Origin of the sequence: Clostridium kluyveri, assembly GCF_001902295.1 — a bacterium.
Lineage (GTDB): Bacteria > Bacillota > Clostridia > Clostridiales > Clostridiaceae > Clostridium_B > Clostridium_B kluyveri_B.
In genome coordinates, this window is record NZ_CP018335.1 from 3,088,014 (window position 1) to 3,106,590 (window position 18,577).

At 34.8% G+C, this 18,577-nt stretch carries 20 protein-coding genes; all 20 read right to left on the reverse strand.

The features are described from left to right. Positions 1 to 55: 55 nt before the first annotated feature. The 20 genes from BS101_RS14880 to BS101_RS14975 all read right to left on the reverse strand — a co-directional run bounded on the left by BS101_RS14880 (position 56) and on the right by BS101_RS14975 (position 18,577). Complete coding sequence (locus tag BS101_RS14880) at positions 56 to 1,087, reverse strand: helix-turn-helix domain-containing protein (RefSeq protein WP_073539533.1); 1,032 nt, start codon at positions 1,085 to 1,087, stop codon at positions 56 to 58. A 286-nt stretch (positions 1,088 to 1,373) separates the two neighbouring features. Further along, complete coding sequence (locus BS101_RS14885) at positions 1,374 to 1,661, reverse strand: hypothetical protein (protein ID WP_073539534.1); 288 nt, start codon at positions 1,659 to 1,661, stop codon at positions 1,374 to 1,376. A gap of 238 nt (positions 1,662 to 1,899) precedes the next feature. After that, positions 1,900 to 2,664 carry a CPBP family intramembrane glutamic endopeptidase gene (locus BS101_RS14890; RefSeq protein WP_073539535.1) on the reverse strand — a complete coding sequence of 255 codons (765 nt, stop codon included), beginning with the start codon at positions 2,662 to 2,664 and terminating at the stop codon, positions 1,900 to 1,902. Between the two features lie 153 nt (positions 2,665 to 2,817). Beyond that, complete coding sequence (locus BS101_RS14895; protein WP_073539536.1) at positions 2,818 to 3,789, reverse strand: phosphotransferase; 972 nt, start codon at positions 3,787 to 3,789, stop codon at positions 2,818 to 2,820. 115 nt (positions 3,790 to 3,904) lie between these two features. Continuing rightward, positions 3,905 to 4,588: a lactate utilization protein gene (locus tag BS101_RS14900; RefSeq protein WP_242951299.1), complete on the reverse strand. Its 684-nt coding sequence runs from the start codon at positions 4,586 to 4,588 to the stop codon at positions 3,905 to 3,907. Positions 4,589 to 4,777: 189 nt separating this feature from the next. Beyond that, a complete protein-coding gene (locus BS101_RS14905) occupies positions 4,778 to 5,905 on the reverse strand; it encodes a hypothetical protein (protein ID WP_073539537.1) in 1,128 nt (375 codons plus the stop codon). Position 5,906: 1 nt separating this feature from the next. Further along, positions 5,907 to 7,772, reverse strand: coding sequence for a phage tail spike protein (locus tag BS101_RS14910; RefSeq protein ID WP_242951489.1), 1,866 nt, complete (start codon positions 7,770 to 7,772; stop codon positions 5,907 to 5,909). After that, positions 7,763 to 8,470, reverse strand: coding sequence for a distal tail protein Dit (locus tag BS101_RS14915; RefSeq protein ID WP_073539539.1), 708 nt, complete (start codon positions 8,468 to 8,470; stop codon positions 7,763 to 7,765). The genes BS101_RS14910 and BS101_RS14915 overlap by 10 nt, the downstream gene beginning before the upstream one ends. 1 nt (position 8,471) lies before the next feature. Beyond that, positions 8,472 to 10,913 (reverse strand): phage tail tape measure protein, encoded by a 2,442-nt coding sequence (locus BS101_RS24270; protein WP_073539540.1) that lies wholly within the window; start codon positions 10,911 to 10,913, stop codon positions 8,472 to 8,474. 202 nt (positions 10,914 to 11,115) lie between these two features. Then, positions 11,116 to 11,400 (reverse strand): phage tail assembly chaperone G, encoded by a 285-nt coding sequence (gpG, locus tag BS101_RS14925; RefSeq protein ID WP_073539541.1) that lies wholly within the window; start codon positions 11,398 to 11,400, stop codon positions 11,116 to 11,118. Between the two features lie 24 nt (positions 11,401 to 11,424). Then, positions 11,425 to 11,991 carry a major tail protein gene (locus tag BS101_RS14930; RefSeq protein WP_073539542.1) on the reverse strand — a complete coding sequence of 189 codons (567 nt, stop codon included), beginning with the start codon at positions 11,989 to 11,991 and terminating at the stop codon, positions 11,425 to 11,427. 5 nt (positions 11,992 to 11,996) lie between these two features. After that, complete coding sequence (locus BS101_RS14935; RefSeq protein ID WP_073539543.1) at positions 11,997 to 12,326, reverse strand: hypothetical protein; 330 nt, start codon at positions 12,324 to 12,326, stop codon at positions 11,997 to 11,999. Beyond that, positions 12,323 to 12,703: an HK97-gp10 family putative phage morphogenesis protein gene (locus BS101_RS14940; protein WP_073539544.1), complete on the reverse strand. Its 381-nt coding sequence runs from the start codon at positions 12,701 to 12,703 to the stop codon at positions 12,323 to 12,325. The genes BS101_RS14935 and BS101_RS14940 overlap by 4 nt, the downstream gene beginning before the upstream one ends. After that, the gene (locus tag BS101_RS14945) at positions 12,696 to 13,022 is read right to left on the reverse strand and encodes a phage head closure protein (protein ID WP_073539545.1); all 327 of its coding nucleotides are present in this window, start codon (positions 13,020 to 13,022) and stop codon (positions 12,696 to 12,698) included. Before BS101_RS14945 ends, BS101_RS14940 begins: the two co-directional genes overlap by 8 nt. Beyond that, the gene (locus tag BS101_RS14950) at positions 13,019 to 13,588 is read right to left on the reverse strand and encodes a head-tail connector protein (RefSeq protein WP_073539546.1); all 570 of its coding nucleotides are present in this window, start codon (positions 13,586 to 13,588) and stop codon (positions 13,019 to 13,021) included. Before BS101_RS14950 ends, BS101_RS14945 begins: the two co-directional genes overlap by 4 nt. Positions 13,589 to 13,611: 23 nt before the next feature. Then, positions 13,612 to 14,088, reverse strand: coding sequence for a hypothetical protein (locus BS101_RS14955; RefSeq protein WP_073539547.1), 477 nt, complete (start codon positions 14,086 to 14,088; stop codon positions 13,612 to 13,614). Positions 14,089 to 14,247: 159 nt separating this feature from the next. Then, on the reverse strand, positions 14,248 to 15,057 hold the full coding sequence (locus BS101_RS14960; protein ID WP_073539548.1) for an alpha/beta fold hydrolase: 810 nt from the start codon (positions 15,055 to 15,057) through the stop codon (positions 14,248 to 14,250). A gap of 179 nt (positions 15,058 to 15,236) precedes the next feature. After that, the gene (locus BS101_RS14965) at positions 15,237 to 16,523 is read right to left on the reverse strand and encodes a phage major capsid protein (RefSeq protein WP_073539549.1); all 1,287 of its coding nucleotides are present in this window, start codon (positions 16,521 to 16,523) and stop codon (positions 15,237 to 15,239) included. A 39-nt stretch (positions 16,524 to 16,562) separates the two neighbouring features. Next, positions 16,563 to 17,321: a head maturation protease, ClpP-related gene (locus tag BS101_RS14970; protein ID WP_431732542.1), complete on the reverse strand. Its 759-nt coding sequence runs from the start codon at positions 17,319 to 17,321 to the stop codon at positions 16,563 to 16,565. Next, positions 17,318 to 18,577, reverse strand: coding sequence for a phage portal protein (locus BS101_RS14975; protein ID WP_073539551.1), 1,260 nt, complete (start codon positions 18,575 to 18,577; stop codon positions 17,318 to 17,320). Before BS101_RS14975 ends, BS101_RS14970 begins: the two co-directional genes overlap by 4 nt.

Below are 18,577 nucleotides of genomic sequence, written 5' to 3' on the forward strand. Positions count from 1 at the left end.
ATATAGTCTTTTCATTAAAAAAGGATACACTCAACTCTTTTTGCCAACTTTAGTGTTATTCCAACAGAAATTTTATTCTAGAATCATTTTTCACAAAATCAAGGGTTTTATCTTTTTTAAATGCCCCTTTTACTGCTCTTTCATATTTATCTTTGTCCCAAGTGTTTGTCACATTAAATTTAATATGCTTATAAAGCTTTGACTTCATAGAATTATCCATGCTACTTGCTTCATTTACCATATTTATAATCATTTCAATAGCTTTTTCTTTATCCTGTTTTTCTCTTGCTAAAGATAAATCTAATTGATATTTATTGTATGCTCCTAAATCAAATACATCAGAAACCTTTTTAGCACGCTCTATGTATTCTTCTGCTTCACCAAATTTCTTTTCTTTGTATAACAGTGCTATTATAAAAGATAAAGCAGCAAATGTTTTATGAGCATTTCCCCTTAATATGCCTTCATAAATGCCATAAGCCTCATCAATTTCCCCGCTACTTTCAAATAATAATGCCTGTTGAATTTTTTTGTCTACATCTACTTCTGGAATTTTATCTAATGATTCTTGAGCTTTTTTATACTCTTTTTTCATCCTATACATTGCTGATAATTCTAATTTTGCCATAGAAGCTGTCTTTTCTTTATTACTTCCTGCTACAAGTTCAAGCCAAGTAATAATTTTTCTTTCATATTTATCTTTTTCCTCAATTTGAGACCCCAATAAATATATTCTTAATACTACTGATATCCAATATGTCAACTCATCACAACTTGGATATTGTTTAATTAATTCACTGGCCTTTTCAAAAGCCTTTTGGAATCCCTCCTTTGATGCCATTTCACCTACCTCTCTTGTAATCTTTTTTACTTCTACATCTGTTAATTCCTCATTAAATGCTAATAAAGTATTAACATCAATTTTTAAAACACGTGCAAGAGGTGCTAACAGTGCTATATCTGGACATGATATTCCGCTTTCCCATTTATTTACTGCTGGTGCACTTATATTCAAATAATTAGCAACTTGCTCTTGAGTAAGATCTTCCTTTTTTCTATAATTTCTAATAACCTCACTTATTCTCATAAAAATAACTCCTCCATTTATTTGTATATCTAATTAACCTAGGACTTCGTTAATTAAATGATATCAAAGCTATATAATTTAAACAATTGAAGCATTTTCATCTTTTATTCATAAAAATTAACTACTAGTTAATTTAATTCTTCTAATAAAAATATTTAGAGTCTTAATTGTGATACGATTCAGCGTTCCTAATCATAATACTTTTATGCTGTTAAGTCGTCATTATTTACATCTGCGTTTCTTGTCAAAACAATTATATTACCAAACATATCTAGCAACACTTTACCTATTTTTTCATCTCCTCAATAATTCCAATAGACTTCAAAGCATCTTTAAAAGCACATATATAAATTTCCCTGTATATAATAGCCATCTGTGCATTTATAATGTCTCCATATTCTACAAATAGCCCCTGTAATTCTTCATCAGCTTTACTTATTAACTTATTCTGTACCTCCAATAATGCAATTTCCAACTTCTTATAATTTCTATCTTTTTTACCTAAGCCAAGTGAAATATCATTAAGCCTTTTATCAATAAAAAAATCAATAAACTCTTGAAATTCTTCCAGCATATCCATACCTCCAAATCTTATGTTTGTGGTATGTTAACTCTTAATTGATATGCTTTCAAGTTATATTTCTCAATCTAAGAAGAAACTTATAGAAATTAATTTTTGTGAGATTTATTATGATACAGCATATTTACAGAACTCAGGAATTTTGAAACTTAGCAATGTTATAATGATAATCTTTTAAGTTTCATGTTACTCATAATTAAGAAAGAAGCGTCTTAAGATAAATTTGTATTCTTTAATTATTCAAAAAACATTTTTCAGTTTTTTTATACAAAATATCCTTTCGGAATAAAAATATTAATGATAGAGCTATAATGGATAATATAATTAATTCTATAAATTCGGTATAAAACAAACCTCCCAGTAAACTTGATGATAAAACATTAGAATTCTTAAAACAAATAAGTCTGGTAGATTTATATGGGTTATCTACAAATAATATTTGTTCAGTAACATTATAAAATAGATGAGTTCCAATAACAAACATAAGAGATTTTGTCTTTATAACAATAACTCCAAATATTAATCCTATTAGCATAGCATCAATAATTTTTACCCATGTATGAGGTTGTACTGAATAATGAGGATAATGTATTAATCCAAATATTAATGCTTGTAAAACTATTGCCAAAAATATAGGAAGTTTTTTAAACAACACCTGCATGAGGTATCCCCTATATAATCCTTCTTCAAATAATGCTACTCCTAAAAATCCAAAACTACTTGCTAAGATGAAAATTATAAATTTTGTCATACCTGATTGATCTACAGTTACTACCATTGTTCCACTAATAACTCCTATAGACCCTACTGATATTTTATAAAATAGTGATATGATAATTCCCCACAAAAGTAATTTAATGTCATGCTTTTTTATACTTATCCAATATGAAGGTGTATACTTCTTATTATGGTTAGACTCAATTCCTTTCACGAAAAACACAACAAAAATAAACAGTGTTATATTAATAGAGGCATTTGCTAATGTATCAACAATCAAATTTTTACCCCCAATCTATCCCGAATGGACTATAATTTTTATAAAACTGTTATAACACGTTATAAGAATAGTACGAGCCAGCTCTTAACATAATCATTTTATCATTACACTTATTTTAATTAGTACATAAAAAAGTAAGAAATAATAACAACACTAATTAGTAGAAATGATATTCAAAGAATCTTTAAAACGTCTACTATTAATATTAAATAAAAATTGATTCATGTGTACTAATGCATATTGCAGCTTATTTTCATCATTAGACAAATCAATTTTACCTTCCCACATGCATTTATGAAAATCTTTAAAGTTCATTTTTACATTATCTATCCTAATAGGTAAACTTTTAGAAGCATAGAGAATAAAAATACACATGTACTGTATATGAAGTAACTGCTGCATAAGAAAAAAACGGGCTCGTATATATTGATCAGGAGATTCACCGAAGTAATTTTTAAGATATTTAAACTCATCTTCATCATTATTAACAACGAAATTTGCTACTACAGCTAAATCTAAATAACGATCATTTAAAAAAGCTGATTCCCAGTCAATAAGCCAGGCATGTTCTCCATCAAATACATAATTTTCTGGTTTTAGGTCATTATGACTTGAAACTAAATCTTCGGAACGGAATTGGTAAATATCTTTAATATGAGTATAATTTTTTAATATTTGACCATTTAAATTATCTGGAATAAATCTTGCTGTTAGAACTTTTTGCACAATTTTATCCATTGCATTATTAGCTATTTTATGAAATGGAGCAAGCTTATGTAATTTACTTATAAGCTTTGGCATTATTTCCTTTGCTTTATCCATCGGAAACGGCTTAGCTTCTATAAAATCAGTTATGGAAATTTTGTCCTGCGTACTTAAATACCAAACATGAGGTGCTATTCCTGCATCTGAACCTGCTTTCATATATGAATAATAATTTGCAGGGTCACTTAGTTGATCAGTACGTCCAATTTTCATTAAATAAGGTTTATTTCTTACAATAATACGAAAGGTTAGTGCATTTGAAAGACCTGTAGTAATCGCTTTAATATCGTCATAAGTATTTACTCCAAAAGCCGTTTGCAATGCATCTTTTACAGCGAACTGCTTATTCTCTGGAATCATATTGCCCTCCCAAAATAAAAATTTTTATTAGTATACCTTCTTTATTGAAAGTCGCTACTATTCACATATCCTAACCTTATAACAAATATAATTCGCAAGGAATCATTTTAATATGTTAAATTCCTAAATTCTCTCCCACAAGTATTACTTTAATGCGACCTTTAAACATCGACTTACTGGTAATGACAAGCTGACTGCACCCGTTTTCAGCGGCCTTAGAAAGTTCTTCAAACGAAGAATAGTCCTGTTTATATACCGACACGACCATTTTTGCCGCATAGTCTTTTACTCGAAGTATAGCCGTATCTAAATTTGGTACTACTTTATTTAACCCTGCGACTATTATTACATTTTTCGGTCCAAAGATTAGTGCCGATACCCTGTTACCGATTCCATCGATATTTACTAGTTCACCTGTAGCAGCTATTGCATTAGAACTCATTAAAAAGTAATCTGCTAACAGCGCCTGACGTGCTACATTTTCTTTTTCTTTACCTCCCTGGGGTTCAGCAGGATCTAAAAAATTGTACCCTCCATTTTTTAAAGCGGTCTTTAGGCCAATTTCATGAAGAGTTAAAGAACCTCCGCAGGAAACCAAATTATCTTTAGGTATAATTTTGAGAACCTTTTTCAACGCTTCTTCTTTTGTTTTATAGTAAAATCCCTCTATATTGCGTTTTTCAAATTCTTCGATTAATTTCTTTGCTAATAAGTCATTATAACATTCTCTGGTTTTTATAGTGTCCATGTTAACTCCTCCTAACTTAATTGATATAACCAATAGTTCTATTTTAACCATAGGGTACAAAAATTAACAGTCTATATTTACTATTTTCTATATGTTATAATTAAATTAGGGGGAGAAAACTTTCGTTCTGGATTCATTCACATTACTACAATACCGTCATAACTAATTCCAGTATATCATGAAATTTAATAAGGTTAAATATTTAAACCTTTCAGGGTATAAACTATAATTATTGATTCTCTATATTACATTATAATTAATCCTCAATTCTTTTAATTTCAAAATATCCGTACTTGAACTAACTTCCATATACCATGCAAATCTTATCTTTTTATCTAAAAGCCCCAAGGATGTCCATTGTGCTTCAGTAATTCCCTGAAGATCTGCAGTAGACATTCCCTTTATTTTCACATCGTGCATATTTTCTATATCCACCAGTATCCATGAACTTCCATTCCACGCTTTCCATGAAGTTCCGCTATCTGTGCTTACTATAAAAACTATAATTCCACTGCCTGTATTATCTAAGCTTATCACTGCGTTAATTATGTCTATTATATATGCTTCTGTGAATAAAATATCTTCTTTCATACTTACAATTACAGGTTTTGGTTTAATTGTTTGAGTTACCACAGGTGCCGGCATTTCAGTTAGTGGTGACCATATTTTTAATATTGGAGAAGTAGATATAAGTCCTGTCCTTTCTTTATGATAATTGTCATCACTATAGCTTTGAAATTTATCTGCAGTTAATGGGAGTTCTGAAACTTTAACATAACTTGAAGATAAAGCATCCCAGTGTTTAATGTCGTTTCCATCTACCATAAGATATTTAATATTAGGCTGGATGTAAGAACCTTCCTGAACAGTATATGCCTTTCCTTGCTCCTGACTCGGTATAAAAGCATAGGACTTATTATTCTCAAGGGTTAAAGTAGTAGTTCCTGAAGTTGGATTTACAAAAGAATTTGTACCTGTATTAGGTATCTGCTCAATAACAAGCACCATGGCACTATCATTAAAGAGTATTAACTCCCATACTAAATCAAGAGTTCCCCAGGCATTATACACTCCATGGCCTTCCCATCTAATTCTAAAAGTAGATTTACCATTTACAGTTTCCTGGCAATAATAGATATTGTCTGCCCCTGCATCTCTTCTATTTATTTTTAGCTGTTCAGTTGCCCCGGTAAAACCTACCCATGAGTTACCATTTGTTTTAACAGTGGTTCTGCAGTTCACTCCATTGTAGTAAAAGTCAAATCCTATATCCGAAAAACTAACTGTAGTATCATCATTATGGGAACTTATTAAAGTCATACCACTACTTCCTTTTGGTGCAATTATAGTGCTGCTGTATACTCCCATTCTACTTCACCTCCAGTTTTTCAATAGCTTGAAAATTACTGCTGTCTAAAAGTTCAAAGCTGTACAGTTTTCCTGAATCTATGGTTTCATTAACTGCCATGCCTTCATAGACTGTTCTAAAGTAAAGTCCGTCATTATCTATTATTAAAATATTTTCATCTATCAGATATTTATCCTTATCCTGATAAGTTAAATATAAAATCTCACCATACTTTTTAATTGAAAGGGCATAATTTGTGCTCATCTGCCTTCCACTTATTATTGCTTCTACATCTGTTGTTTGATGGGTGCTTAATATTGAAGTTATAGGATTCTGCATTTCTGCTTTTACATAATTACTTTTTACTTTACTTAAATACAATCCATTCATATTTACAAAACTCTGCTTCTCAAAACATTCTGCATGTGGTGGGTCTGAGTTTAGGCCACCCTGAAGGTTTCTCCCGTCAATCATACACTGCAGGTTAAACATTGGTATGCTTAATGTTCCCGTATCCACCTTTAAAAACACAGCAATATAATGTGCCCCTTGAGATACTTGGGGGATTCCAAGGGGTATTCCAATTGTATTATCTCCCTGCTGGAGCTTTTGTTTCGGGGTAAATGGAATATCCTTATTATCAAGCTGAATCTGCATGGTTAAAGTACATACAGTACTTGCAGTACAGTACATAGAAAAGTTCATGGCTAGATTTGTAGATGCCACTGCAGTAACCCCTAAATATATTGGCTCTATTGCTGCTGTTCCCACAGTTAGTGCAACAGAATTTGCATAATACAGCATGGAGCTAAAAGATTCTGCTACTTTATTGCCAAGTTCATCTAATGTAGTTTTAATAGATGCTGTATCCAATTGATTTAATATGCTGTCCTTTGGCTGGCCAAGTTCAACTTTAACATTTACACCGGTTAAAATATCTTTCTTTATCTTAACTACCGGGACTTTTACATCTATTTCAAAGTCCTTGTGTCTTACTATAACCAAATCTCCTATATTAACTGTGTGGAGATGTTTATAATTTTCATATTCTTTAGTCTTACTAAGTTCAACGAAGTCCACGTCAATACTAACTTTGCTTAAACCTATTACACTGGCAGCTTCCTGGGCAAGCAGTCTTAAAGTAACTTCATCCTCTGCATCTTTGAACTCCACTTTTTTTATTATAGGAAAGGGTGGATACTGGTCATCATCCCAATTAGGTATACTTATATACTTTTCAGTGAGTTTTATGCCATCTTTTCCTACTGGATAAAGCTTTGTTACAACACTTGTGGTATCTATATTGAACTTCAATCCTGATATATTTTTACCCTGGGCAATTAAAACTCCTGCATCTTTACCAATACTATTTAATATTTTTATATCAAAGTTATCCCTTTTAAACTGGCCGCATTCCCATATATTAATTATAGAAAATATAGCTTCCACCGGATTTTTCTCTTCAAGGCTGATTGAATTAGCTGTTATAATATCGCTGTCTACTGTATATATGGTAAGTAAATCTCCTATTAAAGATTTTTCCAGGGCTGTCTTTACACTGCAGTTTTGGGCCTCCATGCTTTCTATAAAATAATAAGCTAAGTCATAAAATATATGCTTTGCCCACACCTTAATAATATTTTTATCATCACTATCTTTTTCTACCATGTATATTCTAAAAAGCTGTCCATCTGCTTTTATTATGTTCCACTCTATCAGGTACTTTGATTTTTGGGAAATTGCAGGATACTCAAGTTCCAGTGAAAAATCACCGTTTAGTTCTTCAGTAACATAGCAGTTTATGGCTTCACTTAAAATTCCAAGACCATTATTATCAAAGTTTCCTTTTGTAGTTTTTTTATCATAGATGCAGATCATCACAGCCACCGCCAATTTGGTAAAAGCTCTACTTTAGTAACACTGCCACTCCACTCTATAGTATTTTCACCGGACTTCAATTTTAAAAATTCACCTGTCATGTTACCATTTAAATTATTTCCCCCATCATCATAACAGTCCTGTATAACTGAATTTACTATGATCTTTTCGGTTATATCTTGAAGATTTATCTGCCCTTCATTTATTTTAAAGACTATATCACCGGAGCCGTAAATACTTATTACAGGTTCACTTTCCAAGCTTCCCGGATTAGTTAAAGTTGTACCTGAAGTATCTATGGTTACCATATTATTTTCCACTGCATATTTAAATGGTCTGCAGTTAAACATTATGGGAAATTGGCCAAAATACCTATAAACCTGCTTAAAATCAATGGCATTTACCACCTGTGCAATATATTTTTTATCAGATTGAAAGCTGAATATTAAATCACTTTCACCTGTTCCAAAAAGCCAGGCTTTAATATCATCGAGCTTACTTCCAAGGTTTTGTGTATCTTTTACAGAACATTCAACGCCTAATGTTATATCCTCATAGGTTTTTTCATCGAATCTTAAATTAGAATCCCTTCCCGGGATATTTATGGTACTTACCCTTCGTTTAGGAGAAGGAAGGTCTGGCCTTTTAGCTATTAAAATTCCAAAATCATCATAACTGTTTTTACCGCCAAAATTAAAACTGAGCATTCTAAATTCCTCCCCTTCCCATAGAAATTTTCCTTCTGTAAAACTCCAGTTCATAGGCCAGCTGCTCTATATCTTTATTTGTGTTATTATTAAAATTTTCTATGTGTAATATAAATCCATTTCTATCATCTGTATTTTTACTATCTTTTAAATTACTGCCAGATGGTACTTCTACAGATGTCCTAGTATTTACTTTCATATCCAATGACAGTCCCCTTACAGCTTCTATTACTGCAGACTTACTTTTATTTATACCTTCAGCAAGGCCACTCATAAAATCCGGCATCCAGCTTTCATAGTCAGTAAGTGGCCCTTCATCCGGCACTGAAAAATGAAGATAGCTCCTTATTTTAGCTGCCAGTGCACTTACTACATCTTCTACTTTTCCTGCAGCTGACCTTATTCCATTTACAATTCCATTAACAAAGTCTGCACCATATTTCCATGCCCTAGATGGAAGACTTGCTAAATAGCTTAAAGCACTCTTTATACCACTTTCTATAGAACTTTTCACGCTTCCTATGGTACTTACTACTCCATCTCTCATTTTTGTAAACATATCTGAACCATAACTGTAAAGTCTACCTGGCAGTTCAGAAAACCAATTTAAAAGGCTATTCCATACATTTATAGCTCCATCTTTTATACTTCCACAGAGGTTTATTACAGTTTCCTTTAATTTAGTCCAGGCACCTGAAGCGACTCCTTTTATAGCTTCCCATATATTTGTCAGGGCTGTCTTTATATTATTCCATATGTTCTCTATATCAGATTTTAACTTTGTAAAGTTTCCTGTGACTATATCAAGTACTATAAGTACAGCACCAAGTACAATATTTTTTATAATATCCCAGGTATTTTGAAATATAGTCTTATAAAAATTTAGAGCTGGCTCTAGAAAACTTTTTATACTGTTAAGTCCGTTACTTACTGTATTTTTTAAGTTTTCCCAGGCAGTTAGTGTGAATGTCTTTACACTTTCCCAGGCATTTGTTATAGAGGTTTTTATATTCTGAAAAATAGTGGTAATATTATTCCAGAGGTTAGAAGCTCCCTGCTTGATGACATCCCAGTGCTTGTAAATTTCATACCCTGCAACTATGGCAAGACCTATGCCAATTACCCAGGGGTTAAATACCATTCCAAGTATTTTAGACATACCACCTAAATTTCCTGCAACAGCCGATACCTTGGAAATGGCCGAGGATATTTCACCCACAGCTTTTACTACACTGCCAATTGCAACAAGAACTGGACCAACTACAGTAATTAATGCCCCTATGACGAGTATTATCCTCTGAGAACCCTGGTCCAGTTTTCCAAACGCCTGTATCCATTCATTTAATGTAGTAATTATGGAGGTTATTATAGGGAGTATATTCTGTCCCATGGTGGCACCCAGTTCTTTTAAACTCTCCTGAAATACCCTCATCTGGTTGGCAGTACCTGCACCTGTACGTTCAAAATCGCCATGGGCATTTTTAGTTTTTTCTAAGACATAGTTATACCTGAGCTGTACTTTTTCAGCTTCTGTCATATCTTGCGTTCTCTTCTGTATGCCTTTAGAATAAGCATACTGCTGCAGGTTTGCATCTGTCATAACTACCCCAAGCATTTTTAAGCTTTCCGTTTCCCCCGTAAATATGCCGTTTAAAGCTTCTTCAGCCTGTTTTATATCAATGTTTTTAAAACTTGATAGATCTCCAGCAAGTCCAACAAGGGACATAGATATTTTTGCAGCTTCTTCCTGACTTAACCCCATACTTGTTGCCATATCCCCATAAAGTGCCGACATATCAAGTGCAGTTCCCTTTGCTATACCGTAGCTTTTCAAAGTGGTATTTGACCAATCTTTTACCTTTTGGTTAACACTTCCAAATGCAACCTCCACTTTATTCATGCTTTCAGCTGTGTCTGAGGCAAGCTTTACACTTGCAACTCCTGCAGCAACAAGAGGTGCAGTTACTGCAAGTGAAAGTTTACTTCCCACATTTGAAAACCCTTCACCTATAGTTTTCATTTTACTTCCTATACCATCTAAACTCTTACTTAAAGAAGTCCACCTGCTGCTCTGGGTCTCTATCTCTTTATTTGTCTTAGAAAGTTCATTTTCCATTTGTGAGAGGGTCTGTTTTGCCTTATTTAGTTTTATCTCAAGGTCTTGGGTGGCTTTACTGTCTTTACCCTTAGTTTCAGCACTTTTGGTATAGGCCTGATCCAGGGCACTTACCTTTTGCTTTTGGAGTTCTAATTGTTTGGAAAGACTTTCTGATTTTAATTTAAGTCCATCAATACCTTTTCCATTTTCTCCAAGGGCTGCAGTATTTGCTTTAAACTCACTGTCAAGCACCCTAAGGCTCCTGTTAATACTGCTTATACCATTTTGAAATCCACTTGAATCCAGTCCTATTTTTACCGCCAGACTTCCAAGTTCTTCTGCCAACTCTCCCACCACCTCTACAATATATTTAAAACGGCATTTAAATTTTTCCTATACTCTTTATTAGCTTTGTAGATTAAAATATCGAAGTAATAGAAAATATCCATTCCATCAATATCATTTAATGTCCATCCCTGCCCTAAAAGCTCCAGATAAATCTCTTTTATAAAGTCAGGCGGAGACAGCTTTTCACTGCTGCCTCCGCTTACCTGTTTGGGAACTCATTTAATTTACTCCCTAGGTTTCCAACTATTCCATTTATGCTGTTATTAAGGGTCTCTATAAGTTTATCTGCATCAAGTCCATCGTAAAAATCATCCCTTGTAAATTTGTTACCATAAAGCTCTACTACAAAATCCACTAACCCGTCTAAATCCTTTGTCTTTAGATTATTAAAATCTATATTTTCATTTATTTCAATGGCCTTTCTAAGTATACGAGTTTTTACCCTTGGCATAACATAGGTTTTATCGTTCAATACTATTTGCACAGTTCATCCCTCCAATTTTTAATATTAAGCTGCTGGAGCGTACACACTGGTAAACCAAGAAGCCCCACCCGTGAAGCCGCTGTCTTCATCAGCTGTATATTTCCATCTGCCGTCTGCCCTTGCAAGGAATGTACCTTTAAGTTTTGGTGTCTGGAATTTTGTTTTATCTTCCTGTGTTGAATGCTCTTCTTCCGGTTCACTGAACTTGCCTTTTAACAGCCATACATATCTGTACTTTCCATTTCCTTTTTTCACCTTAAATCCTACCGCCACATAAGGGGCATTGTCATCAGCCTCATAGCTCATTACCTTAGTTTCTGCATCTAATGTATGACCTAAAAGTACTGCCTGCACTTCTAACGGCAGGTCTTGAGTTTCAAGTTCTACCTCCACTTCTCCCAGAGTAGATACTGTTTCTACCGCCTTATTATCGGCATAAAGTGTATCTGAATTGCTCTTTGGACTTATCTTTACATTTATTGCAGGTGAAATTAATGCAGGTGTGCCGTAGGTTACTGTGGTTTCATCTGTTAAAACTGCATATACTAAATTTTCTACCCCTATAGGGGCACTGTTTACTATTCCTGACATAAATATTACCTCCTTTCAATATGGATAAAGAATCTCAATGCCTTGTGATATATTTTTGTGTCTTCCTCAAATAGATCAGCCGCAGAGGTTCTCCTGAACCCTGCGGCCTTCATGGCATCTGTTACATTTTCTACAAGTTCTGTATAATCATTTTTACTCCACACATCTATTTGAATATAATAGCCTGTTTCTTTTTCCTCGTTATCTGCATAATGTTCACCCTGTTCTAAATAGTTAAAAAAGGTTACATATGTGTTTTCCTTTCCCCTGTATTTTTGAAATGAAACAGGAACTTTAAGAGGTTCTAAAGCTTGAATAATTAAACTATTTATCACTTTAGTCCCTCCTTCAAGGTGTTGGCTATAGTTTTTTGTATATTATCCTTATTTTTCTCATAGGCCGGCTGCAGAAATGGCCTTGCAGACATTTTGGAAGTTCCAAATTCAATAAACTTACCATAAAAAATCTCTGAATTATCTCCTCTATCCACACCTACAAGAATATACTTTACCCCTTCTTCCTTTTTAACATTGGTTATCTTAAGACCTTTTTTAAGTTTCCCGGTTCTTACTGGGACATTTGCCTTTGCATCTTCAAGTACAGGTTCCGCGGCATTTTTTAATGCCTTGTTTTCAAGTCTACTAATGTTTGTACCCATCTGCTGAAGCTTATTTAATATTTCATCAACGCCTGTAAGTTCTATATCAGCCACTGCTTTCCACCTCCAAAGCCTTTATTTCCATATATTTATTCCTGTATTTTATATTATCAATAGAAGTTATATTATACTGTTTATCTCTAAATAATATCATCATACTTTCATTAATGTCTTTAATAAATCTTATAGTAAATTTAACAGTTTCCTCTGCCTGCACAGCTGCCGCCTCAAAATATTCTCTTCCGTAGAGATTTGATACTGCTGCCCAAACAGTCAGGTAATCCTCCCATACTTCCTCCTCAAAGCCATTTTCATTTGTGGAAGTTGTAAGTTTTTGAAGTGTTATTTTATGCCTTAATTCCTCTGTTCTCATATTGGTACCACCCTGTTCATGCTAAGTAACGAATTTCTTGCTTCTTCGATTTTTCGCCTTTCATCAGGTTTGTAATCATCATAAAGAAGCCTCATGTGAAGTATCATTGCCCATTTAACTGCCTCAGGAACACTTTCTCCAGTATCCCCAAAACCTGCAGTAAATCTTATTCTCACCCCACTGGCAGGCTGCAGCTGCACTGTTGGCCATAACCTGCAGTAACCAAGCACTATTCTATTAACAAAGCTGTCCCTGTCAACAATATAGTTACTTGGGTCAAATATAAACTCCTGACCACCTGTATCATAGTACTTGATACTTTCCACACTTTGAATCGGTGAGGAGTTCTTAAATGAAATGTAATTATCTTCTGGAAAAGAATCCAGTACCAACTCTAAAGTTTGGGTAATATATTTTTTATTTTGAAAATCCTCACAAAACTCCCTGGCCTGCTTAATCATACTGCGTAAAATAATATCATCACTGCCTGATACCCTTAAATGCTGTTTTGCTTCTTCTAAAGTTATAGGTTCAACTGCAGGTGGAGTTATAATTTTTAAAGCCATGAAATCACCTCAAAAACCCAGGTTTAATCAACTACTGCAGATGGTGGGTCTTCCTGAGGGTACTTATTCTCTAATATAAATTCACCACCGGCAAAGTTTGTAGCCTGGGAACTTGCTCCAACTCTTACATTCAAGCAGCAAAAGCCATTATTTATATCCAGTTTAGCTGGGTCAACATGAAATATTACCTGTTTATTTTTTGCCGTATTAGATACAGTAAAGCTTACTCCATCCTGCTGTCTCACGAGTTTGTCACTTGTTGAAACATCCTCATTTGCAAGTATTGGAACATTATTCACTAAAGGCTTTGCACCTGTTCCTTCCACATCCTGTGCCTGATACAAAGAAATTTGTGTTTCATGTCCTACTGTCTGGGCTAAGTTTACAATAACAGTTGCCGTAATAGCATTTTTAAGAGTTACATAGTCACTTGTTATTGCAGCATTTGTAGTTTTAGGCTCAAAAGCCTGTATTACTTTATATTTTTCAATTATTGCCATAATTTATTTTCCCTCCTTTAAATTAAAACCAGCATACGTGCTAGTTTCATAGGAATTTACTTTTTATTTTTTTATTAATATAAAAAAGAACCTACAATTAAGTAAGTTCTCAATGAATTATTTAATTACGATATTGATTTGCTTCAAATTACGATGGGTTTATGAATCAATGACTGTTCCAATTGAACGCACGAAATATCCGACCACAGCCGCAAAGCGCTCTGGCTGGTCTAAGTGGACACTGTGGCCAGCTTCCCGGATTTGTTCTGCCTGAAGTCTTGGATTAAGACGTTGCAGTTCTTCGACAACAGCAGACGAAACCACGCCTTTATCACCAAATACGATAAGGCTTGGAACATCAATTGCACTCACTAACATCTTATAGTCAGGGTTCGGTGGCGTGAGAACGTCAAATGCAGCCATGCTTGTTTGAAGTCGTGCCTGAGCGAACAGCTCAAGGATGTGCTCTGACCGATTAGGGTGTCTATTTCGCGCGTCTGCCACCACCTCATCCAATGACATATTGAGCATTCGCCGATGCTGATCAGCTACATCACTATCGCAAACTTCGCGCTGAACCTTTGGACTCAAGAACGTTGGATCAGCTAAGACCAAGCCACGGAGTAGATTTGGTTTACGACTTGCCACCACAGCTGCAGTCATCCCCCCCATGGAATGCCCGAGCAGGATTGGAGGAGGAAGTCTTAGGGCATTTATTAGACCGACAACATCGTTTGCATGGTCTTCGTATCGGTATCCAAAGTCAGGTACACTCGAATTGCCATGTCCCCTGGCATCCGGCATGATTACGTCATATTCTTTCTCCAGAACATGTGCCAAACCTGTCCAACACAACCCATTAGTCATTAATCCATGCAGCAAAATTAAAGGCGGTTTGTTTCCCCCGGTTCTTGTGTAGTGTATGTTAATTCCGTTTGTTTCGCAGACTGCTGTGTCCCAGTAGCTCATATGTTATTTCCTCCAAGCGTAAAATTCAGGGTAAAGTTTATAGTTTAGAACTTTTATATAAAATAGTCAAATCTAACTGTACCGCCACTAGATAATAAATATATTACTTATAAAGAGTATACCAGAAATCACTATGAATTTACAGCTATAAATGATTTCTGGTATAACTTCCTCACACTTTATCTATCAGCCAAAGTCACAAATGGACTTAAAGAATTTGCGCCTTTATAAGGTGTAATTGGCTTATTTCTATATGGAGCACCATTGAATTTATAAATAAATCTAAACACCTGTTCATCATAGAGAAACCTTACATGTATTGATACATCTGATGTTGGTGCTTTTTTATCTATTCCAATATACTGGGTCGGGTCTGCAAGTATGATGTCTCCTTTTTTACCCAGCACAGAGCACTGCTCTATTGGAATTATTGGTCTGTTTAAAAGGGTGCTGTATTGTGAAGCTGAAGCTCCGCCGGAAGGTAAAAATACAGGTGCCCCACCAGTTCCAATATTTAGAGCCATGGTGTAAAGCTGGGGTTCAATTTCCTGATTAATATACCATACCGCATTTGCCCTGAGTCTTGCAGGCATACTGCTCCACATTTTAAGTATGTTTTCATATTTTATAGTACCTGCAGACTGACCGGATTCTTTTGCAACCGAAACAAGTGCACCTGAATTTAATATTCCAAGGGGCATTCCAACACCAGTTCCATTTATTATGGCATCATCTATTTTAAAAGACATCTCATCTGCATAGGCCTGCTTTACTATTGCCTCAAGAGCTGTAGCATCTTGAAGCAGGTCATCTGTAACATAACAAAGTGCCAGCAGTTTCTGCAGTGCCATATCAATTTCTCTAAACTTTGGTTTGGACTGTGTAACAGTTTCAGCCTCGGCTATCCAGTAAGCCTGGACTCCGCCCCACCTGCTTCCGTTAGCCCTACTGGTTTCATCAATGCCAAGTGCCCTTAGTCTGTTTGTATTTGCACCTATAGGAATCATCCTTATCCTATTTGCCACCTGACTTTCTGCCATCATTGCATCAAATAACCCCTGTATAAAATCATTATCCAGCATAAAGCCACCTTCAGAAGTTACACTTTCATTTAAACCTGTGGCTGAATTCTGGTATACAAGTCTGTTATCCATTCTTCCACCGGGTGAAGATGCAGTTGCCACAGCCTGAAGAAATTCTCCCATACCTCCCTTCCATTTTTTCTCACTAGGGTCTTTAGGCTTTGCATATATTGGCTCATTTACAGGTATTTGTGACTGCTTTTGTCTTTCTTCTTCCAATGTATCAATTTCTTTTTGTGCTTCAATCTTAGCTTTATGTGCTTTAATTTCAGAAAGCTTCGTAGTGATTTCCTCAGCTGTTGCATCCTGTTTATTTATGAGGTTCTTAGATTCTGTTTCTAAATTTGTTAGCTGTGCTAATAATTCTTTCATTTTCTCTGACATACTCATTACCTGCCTTTCAAATTTTACATAATAAAAACCTTAAAGTTCACACTCTAAGGCGAGTCTTGCTTTTAGTAATTTAATTTTATTGGCTTCTCCATCTTGTTTTAATTCCTTAAATCTTTTATTATACTGCTCTATAAATTTTCTAGTGCTGTCATTTACACTATTTTGTACCCTAAGCCTACTGAACATAAAAGAATTTTGTGCAGTTTCCCCTTCACTTTCAGAATAAAGAATTCCATCTACAAAACCTTCACTAACTGCTTTTTTAGCACTCATCCAGGTTTCCTCATCCATCATCTGTGATATTTTTGCCCTTGATTTTCCTGTTTTAAGCTGGTAGGCATTAATTATAGTTTCCTTTACTTCATCAAGTACATCTGCACCATGCCTTAAATCCTTAGCTTCACCTTGAAAGTTTCCCCAAGGGTTGTGAACCATGCAGATTGAAGTAGGTGACATTAAAATTTCATCCCCTGCCATAGCAATTACGGAAGCCGCTGATATTGCAACACCATCTATTTTTACCTTTACTTTTTCTTTATGTTCTTTAAGAGCCGTATAAATTCTGGAAGCTGCATACACATCGCCGCCATAAGAATTAATCCACACATTTATGTCCTTGCCCTTATACTTGCTGAGTTCTGCCATAAAACCTTTTGGTGTTACATTCTCTATTCCAAATAACATGGACCAGAAATCATCATCCATGGCAATATCTCCATCAATTCTAAGTTCTATTTCCTCCTCGTTTTCTTCACTGTTTTTAAAATTCCAAAATGACAATATAATCACTTCCCTTCACTAACCATTTTAAATATTCCTTCTTTTAAGGCCTTAAGCTGTTCTTGCTGTTTTCCTGCTTCCCCCATATTCAGAGGTTCTAAATATCGGTCACCATTCTCTATAGGGTTCATATTTTCAAGCCTTCTGATATCATTAACTGAAAGCCATCCCCACTGCCTGCCTTGAGCATAGGCTTCATATCTGGATTTAATATCTCCCCGGAGAAGACCACTTATGTTTATCTCAAAATATCTATTTCTCCTTTTTGAGTCATTTGATAAAAGCTGTAAATTTAAATTTTCTTCCCATCTTTTAAACCAGGGCAGCATAGTGTACACAATGAATTCAAGGCTCTGATGCTCTATGTTATTGTTAGTAGACCTTGTCAGATCCTGTACTAGGTGGAGGGGCACTCTAAATATCCTGCACACATCCTCTATCCTGAATCTTTTGGATTCTAAAAACTGTGCATCTGTAAGCTTCATGGTTATTTCCTTAAATTGACCGCCGCCTTCCAGTATCATTGGAACTCCTGCATTGGAAAGTCCCGTATAGTTTTTCTTGATATCTTTTTTAAGTCTTTGAAAAGCTTCCTCTCCAAGTTCATTTGGATACTGAAATATTCCACTGGTTGATGCCCTATTATGGTAAAAGTTTCTTTCAAATTTATCCTGGGATAAACCTATATCAACAGTTAAAGCTGCATAACTAAGAGGTGTTATTCCAATGTAACCATCTAAAGTAAGTCCCGGAATGTGAAGTATTTCATCTCTTGTTTTAGGTTCAGTTTTTCCATCAATAAAATAAAGGAGCCTTCCTGTGCTTTTATCTATATCAATTCTTACCCTTTCCCATGATATAGGTCTTAGTTCTAAAAGTTCTCCATGAAGATTAAAAACTTTCTGTGCTGTAAAATTTCCACCAAGGTTAATATTTGTCATACCAAACTCTTTAAATTGCCCCGGTGTCATTTCAGCATTTGGTGCATAATGGAGAACTCCATATTCAGGGGTATCGGTTACCTGATGTCTGTTACCTTTATCATCTTTTTCATAAAGAAGTATGGGACAACTGGCAAGTGTTTCTGAAAGAACCCTGTTACAAGCAAACACAGCTGAAAATCCCATGGCAGTATCTACATCTATTCTCCAATTGTCTACTGGCACGTCCTCTCCGGCTAAAAAGTCCTGGGAATATTTCTGCAGGACTTCAAATAATGCATTTTGTGGGGTAAAAAACAACTTACATCTATCTATAAATTTCAA

Coding starts and splice junctions, on each gene's coding strand:
- BS101_RS14880 (WP_073539533.1), bottom strand. CDS start 1,087: ATGAGAATAAGTGAGGTTATTAGAAATTATAGAAAAAAGGAAGATCTT.
- BS101_RS14885 (WP_073539534.1), bottom strand. CDS start 1,661: ATGCTGGAAGAATTTCAAGAGTTTATTGATTTTTTTATTGATAAAAGG.
- BS101_RS14895 (WP_073539536.1), bottom strand. CDS start 3,789: ATGATTCCAGAGAATAAGCAGTTCGCTGTAAAAGATGCATTGCAAACG.
- BS101_RS14900 (WP_242951299.1), bottom strand. CDS start 4,588: ATGGTTAAAATAGAACTATTGGTTATATCAATTAAGTTAGGAGGAGTT.
- BS101_RS14905 (WP_073539537.1), bottom strand. CDS start 5,905: ATGGGAGTATACAGCAGCACTATAATTGCACCAAAAGGAAGTAGTGGT.
- BS101_RS14915 (WP_073539539.1), bottom strand. CDS start 8,470: ATGCTCAGTTTTAATTTTGGCGGTAAAAACAGTTATGATGATTTTGGA.
- BS101_RS14930 (WP_073539542.1), bottom strand. CDS start 11,991: ATGTCAGGAATAGTAAACAGTGCCCCTATAGGGGTAGAAAATTTAGTA.
- BS101_RS14945 (WP_073539545.1), bottom strand. CDS start 13,022: ATGAGAACAGAGGAATTAAGGCATAAAATAACACTTCAAAAACTTACA.
- BS101_RS14950 (WP_073539546.1), bottom strand. CDS start 13,588: ATGGCTTTAAAAATTATAACTCCACCTGCAGTTGAACCTATAACTTTA.
- BS101_RS14955 (WP_073539547.1), bottom strand. CDS start 14,088: ATGGCAATAATTGAAAAATATAAAGTAATACAGGCTTTTGAGCCTAAA.
- BS101_RS14960 (WP_073539548.1), bottom strand. CDS start 15,057: ATGAGCTACTGGGACACAGCAGTCTGCGAAACAAACGGAATTAACATA.
- BS101_RS14965 (WP_073539549.1), bottom strand. CDS start 16,523: ATGTCAGAGAAAATGAAAGAATTATTAGCACAGCTAACAAATTTAGAA.